Raw genomic sequence first — 4375 nt, 5'->3', positions numbered from 1 at the left:
CGGCACCGGCCGACGCGGGAACGGCGGCCGCTCCGGCCGTCGCCGCGCAGCCGGAGCCCGCCGCGGCCGTCACCCGTACCCGCCGTCCACGCCGGGCGGCCTCCCGTCCGGCGGGTCCGCCCCAGGACGGAGGGTGACGGCGACCCCGGCGGAGAGCACTCCGACGGGGTCGCGTAACCTTGACCGACAGAAGCCACGCCTCTGCACACGACAGTGTTCGGCACGGGGGCCGTGGTGTGCGCGCCGGGGACCGGCGCGAGCTGTGAAAGCCCGAGCGCACCAGATGCGCCCCCGATGTTCAGGAGTCGTGCGTCAGCGATGTACGCGATCGTCAAGACCGGCGGCAAGCAGTACAAGGTGGCCGTCGACGACGTGGTCACCGTCGAGAAGCTCGACGGTGAGCCCGGCGCCGAGATCATTCTGCCCGCCGTTCTGCTCGTCGACGGCGACCAGGTGACCACCGACGCCAGCGGCCTCACCTCCGCGGTGACGGCCACCGTCGTCGAGCACACCAAGGGTCCGAAGATCCGGATCCACAAGTTCAAGAACAAGACCGGGTACCACAAGCGTCAGGGGCACCGTCAGCCCCTGACGAAGGTCCAGGTCACCGCGATCGGCAAGTAAGGAGCCCGCGTCATGGCACACAAGAAGGGTGCGTCCAGCTCCCGTAACGGTCGCGACTCCAACGCCCAGTACCTGGGTGTGAAGCGTTTCGGCGGCCAGTCGGTCAAGGCCGGCGAGATCCTCATCCGTCAGCGCGGCACCGCCACCCACCCGGGTGTCAACGTCGGGCGCGGCAAGGACGACACGCTGTTCGCCCTCGCCGCCGGGACCGTCGAGTTCGGTTCCAAGCGCGGCCGCAAGACCGTGAACATCGTGCCGGCCGAGGTCTGAGCGACCCGCCAGCACAGCGACGCCGACGGCGGGTCACCCCGGTAACGGGGGGCCCGCCGTTCGTCGTGTCACCACCCACCGCGGCCCCGCCGCGGTTACGACAACGACAGGAGCACCGTCATGTCCCGGTTCGTGGACCGCGTCGTGCTGCACGCGACCGCGGGTGCCGGGGGCAACGGCTGCGCCTCGGTACACCGCGAGAAGTTCAAGCCGCTCGGCGGCCCCGACGGCGGCAACGGCGGCCGGGGCGGCTCGGTCGTGCTCGTCGTCGACGCGGGTGTGCACACGCTGCTCGACTACCACCACCGCCCCCGTGCGGAGGCGAAGAACGGCACCCAGGGGCAGGGTGCGTTCAAGCAGGGCGCGAACGCCCCGGACCTGGAGCTGCGGGTCCCCGACGGCACCGTCGTTCTCGACGCCGGCGGCGAGGTCGTCGCCGACCTGGTCGGTGTCGGCACCCGGTTCGTCGCCGCCGAGGGCGGACGGGGCGGGCTCGGCAACGCCGCGCTGTCCTCCGCCGCCCGCAAGGCCCCCGGCTTCGCGCTGCTCGGTGAGCCCGGCGACGAGGTCGAGCTGACCCTGGAGCTGCGCAGCCTCGCCGACGTCGGCCTCGTCGGGTTCCCCAGCGCGGGCAAGTCCTCGCTGGTGGCGGCCCTGTCCGCGGCCCGCCCGAAGATCGCCGACTACCCGTTCACCACCCTCGTGCCCCAGCTCGGCGTGGTCAGCGCGGGGGACGACACCTTCACCGTCGCCGACGTCCCCGGCCTCATCCCGGGTGCCGCCGAGGGCCGCGGCCTCGGCCTGGAGTTCCTGCGCCACATCGAGCGCTGCTCGGTGCTGGTGCACGTCGTGGACTGCGCGACCTTCGAGACCGAGCGCGACCCGGTGTCCGACATCGAGGCACTGGAGACCGAGCTGGCGCACTACGCCGAGGCTCTCGGCACCAGCGCGCTGGGGGAGCGGATCGACCAGCGCCCGCGCCTGGTCGCGCTCAACAAGATCGACGTCCCGGACGCCGCGGACCTGGTCGACATGGTCCGCGAGGACCTGACCGAGCGCTTCGGCTGGCCGGTGTACGCGATCTCCACCGCGTCCCGGGCCGGGCTGCGGGAGCTGAGCTTCGCGATGGCCGAGCGGGTCGCCGCGGCCCGTGCCGCGCGCCCGGAGGCCGAGCCGAGCCGGATCGTGCTGCGCCCGCGCGCCGTCGACGACACCGGCTTCACCATCACGCCCGACCCGGAGCTCGACGGCGGGTTCATCGTGCGCGGGGAGCGCCCCGAGCGGTGGATCCGCCAGACCGCGTTCGAGAACGACGAGGCCGTCGGCTACCTCGCCGACCGGCTCGCCCGGCTCGGCGTGGAGGAGGCGCTCGCCAAGGCCGGAGCCGTCCCCGGCTGCCCGGTCACCGTCGGCCAGGTCACCTTCGACTGGGAGCCGTCCACCCCGGCCGGCGTCGCCGCCCTGCTCACCGGGCGCGGCACCGACATCCGGCTGGAGGGCAACGACCGGGTTGGCGCCGCCGAGCGCAAGCGCGCCCGGGGCGCGCGCCGGAACCACCTGTCCGACGCCGAGCTCGCCGCGGGCGCCCGCTACTCGTCGGACCACGAGATCGAGGAGTGAGACCCGCGTGAGCACGCGCGCCGCACTGGGTGCGGCGAAGCGGATCGTGGTGAAGGTCGGGTCGTCGTCGCTGACGAGCCTGACCGGTGGTCTCGACCCGGCCCGGCTCGACGCCCTGGTCGACGCCCTGGTGGGGCGTCGCGCCGCCGGTGCGCAGGTCGTGCTCGTCTCCTCGGGGGCGATCGCGGCCGGCCTCGCGCCGCTGCAGCTGCGACGCCGGCCGCGTGACCTGGCGACCCAGCAGGCCGCCGCGTCGGTCGGGCAGCTGCTGCTCGCCCACGCCTACTCGGCGTCGTTCGCCCGGCACGGGCAGGGCATCGGGCAGGTGCTGCTCACCGCCGACGACATGATCCGCCGCTCGAACTACCGCAACGCCCAGCGCACCCTGGAGCGGCTGCTGCAGCTCGGGTCGCTTCCGGTGGTCAACGAGAACGACACCGTCGCCACCGCCGAGATCCGGGTGGGCGACAACGACCGGCTCGCCGCGCTCGTCGCGCACATCGTCGGCGCCGACGCGCTCGTGCTGCTCTCCGACGTCGACGGCCTCTACGACGGCCACCCGCGCGACCCCGGGACGTCGCTGATCACCGAGGTCGACGACCCGGCCGAGCTCGCGGGGGTCAGCGTCACCCGCCCCGGGTCGGGACTGGGCACCGGCGGCATGGCCACCAAGGTCGAGGCGGCCGCGATGGCGTCGGCGGCCGGGATCCCGGTGCTGCTGACCTCCGCCGACCGGATCGCCGATGCCCTGGCCACCACCGAGGACGGCCCGGAGGTCGGCACCGTGTTCCGCGCCGCCGGGACCCGGATGGGTGCCCGCCGGTTCTGGCTGCGGCACGCCGCCGACGTCCGTGGGGCCCTCGACCTCGACGACGGCGCGGTCGAGGCCGTCCGCCGCCGTCGCCGCTCGCTGCTCGCCGCCGGGGTGCACGGCGTGTCCGGTGACTTCGACGCCGGCGACGTCGTCGAGCTGCTCGCCCCCGGTGGACGGGCCATCGCACGGGGTGTCGTCTCCTACGACGCGACCGAGCTGCCGCACATGATCGGCCGCCGGACCCGCGAGCTGCCGCCCGAGCAGCGGCGCGAGCTCGTCCACGCGGACGACCTCGTTCTGCTCTAGACGGCGGCAGGGCACAATGCCCGCATGTCGGCCGACCGCGCCCGTTCCGCGCTGGTCGCGTCCCTGGTCCGCGACGGCCGGGTGCGCACCCCCGCGGTCCGCGCGGCACTGGAGACGGTGCCGCGCCACCTGTTCCTGCCGGCCCTCGACCCCGGCGGGGCCTACGCCGACGTCGCCGTCCCGATCAAGGTCGACGACGGCGTGACGGTCAGCTCGGTCTCCCAGCCGTCGATGGTCGCGATCATGCTGGAACAGCTGGAGGCCGGGCCGGGACACCGGGTGCTGGAGATCGGTGCGGGGGCCGGCTGGAACGCGGCGCTGCTGGCGGAGCTGGTCGGTCCGGACGGGGCCGTGACCACCCTCGACATCGACGACGACCTGGTCGCCGGGGCCCGGGCGAACCTGGACGCCGCCGGGTACGACGACGTCGACGTCGTCGTCGGGGACGGGGCGCTCGGATACCCCCCCGCGGCGCCCTACGACCGGATCGAGCTGACCGTCGGCTCCACCGGCGTCCGGCCGGAGTGGGTCGCCCAGCTCGCGCCCGGCGGCCGGCTGCTGCTGCCGCTCACGGTGCGCGGCAGCCAGCTGTCGGTGGCGTTCGCCCACACCGCTCCGGGACGGCTGCACTCGCGGTCGGTGCGCAGCTGCGCGTTCGTCCGGCTGCGCGGGGAGGGTGCCGACTCGGGCGCCGAGGTCGCGCTGCCGGGCGGCCGGTGGCGGGTGCAGCCCGCCTGCGGC

The 4375-nt window shown here is 74.5% G+C and carries 5 protein-coding genes; all 5 read left to right on the top strand.

Annotated features, from left to right (window positions below):
- Positions 1–318 precede the first annotated feature (318 nt).
- Positions 319–624, top strand: a complete 306-nt coding sequence (rplU, locus tag GTW08_RS19840) for a 50S ribosomal protein L21 (protein WP_020624746.1) — start codon at positions 319–321, stop codon at positions 622–624.
- Between the two features lie 12 nt (positions 625–636).
- Complete coding sequence (gene rpmA, locus GTW08_RS19835) at positions 637–894, top strand: 50S ribosomal protein L27 (protein ID WP_020624745.1); 258 nt, start codon at positions 637–639, stop codon at positions 892–894.
- Between the two features lie 120 nt (positions 895–1014).
- Positions 1015–2514 carry a GTPase ObgE gene (gene obgE, locus GTW08_RS19830; protein ID WP_073578058.1) on the top strand — a complete coding sequence of 500 codons (1500 nt, stop codon included), beginning with the start codon at positions 1015–1017 and terminating at the stop codon, positions 2512–2514.
- A 7-nt stretch (positions 2515–2521) separates the two neighbouring features.
- A complete protein-coding gene (gene proB, locus GTW08_RS19825; protein ID WP_073578057.1) occupies positions 2522–3634 on the top strand; it encodes a glutamate 5-kinase in 1113 nt (370 codons plus the stop codon).
- 24 nt (positions 3635–3658) lie between these two features.
- Positions 3659–4375 (top strand): methyltransferase domain-containing protein (locus tag GTW08_RS19820; RefSeq protein WP_161152362.1); only part of this gene is annotated, 717 nt, incomplete at its 3' end.

Origin of the sequence: Pseudonocardia sp. SID8383, assembly GCF_009864975.1 — a bacterium.
In the GTDB taxonomy this organism is placed as follows: Bacteria; Actinomycetota; Actinomycetes; order Mycobacteriales; family Pseudonocardiaceae; genus Pseudonocardia; species Pseudonocardia alni.
Note: the sequence above shows the minus strand (reverse complement) of the source record. Positions and strands in the feature narration are given on the sequence as shown.

Excerpts from the sequence above, each read along its gene's own strand:
- rplU (WP_020624746.1), top strand. The coding sequence starts at position 319 with ATGTACGCGATCGTCAAGACCGGCGGCAAGCAGTACAAGGTGGCCGTC.
- rpmA (WP_020624745.1), top strand. The coding sequence starts at position 637 with ATGGCACACAAGAAGGGTGCGTCCAGCTCCCGTAACGGTCGCGACTCC.
- obgE (WP_073578058.1), top strand. The coding sequence starts at position 1,015 with ATGTCCCGGTTCGTGGACCGCGTCGTGCTGCACGCGACCGCGGGTGCC.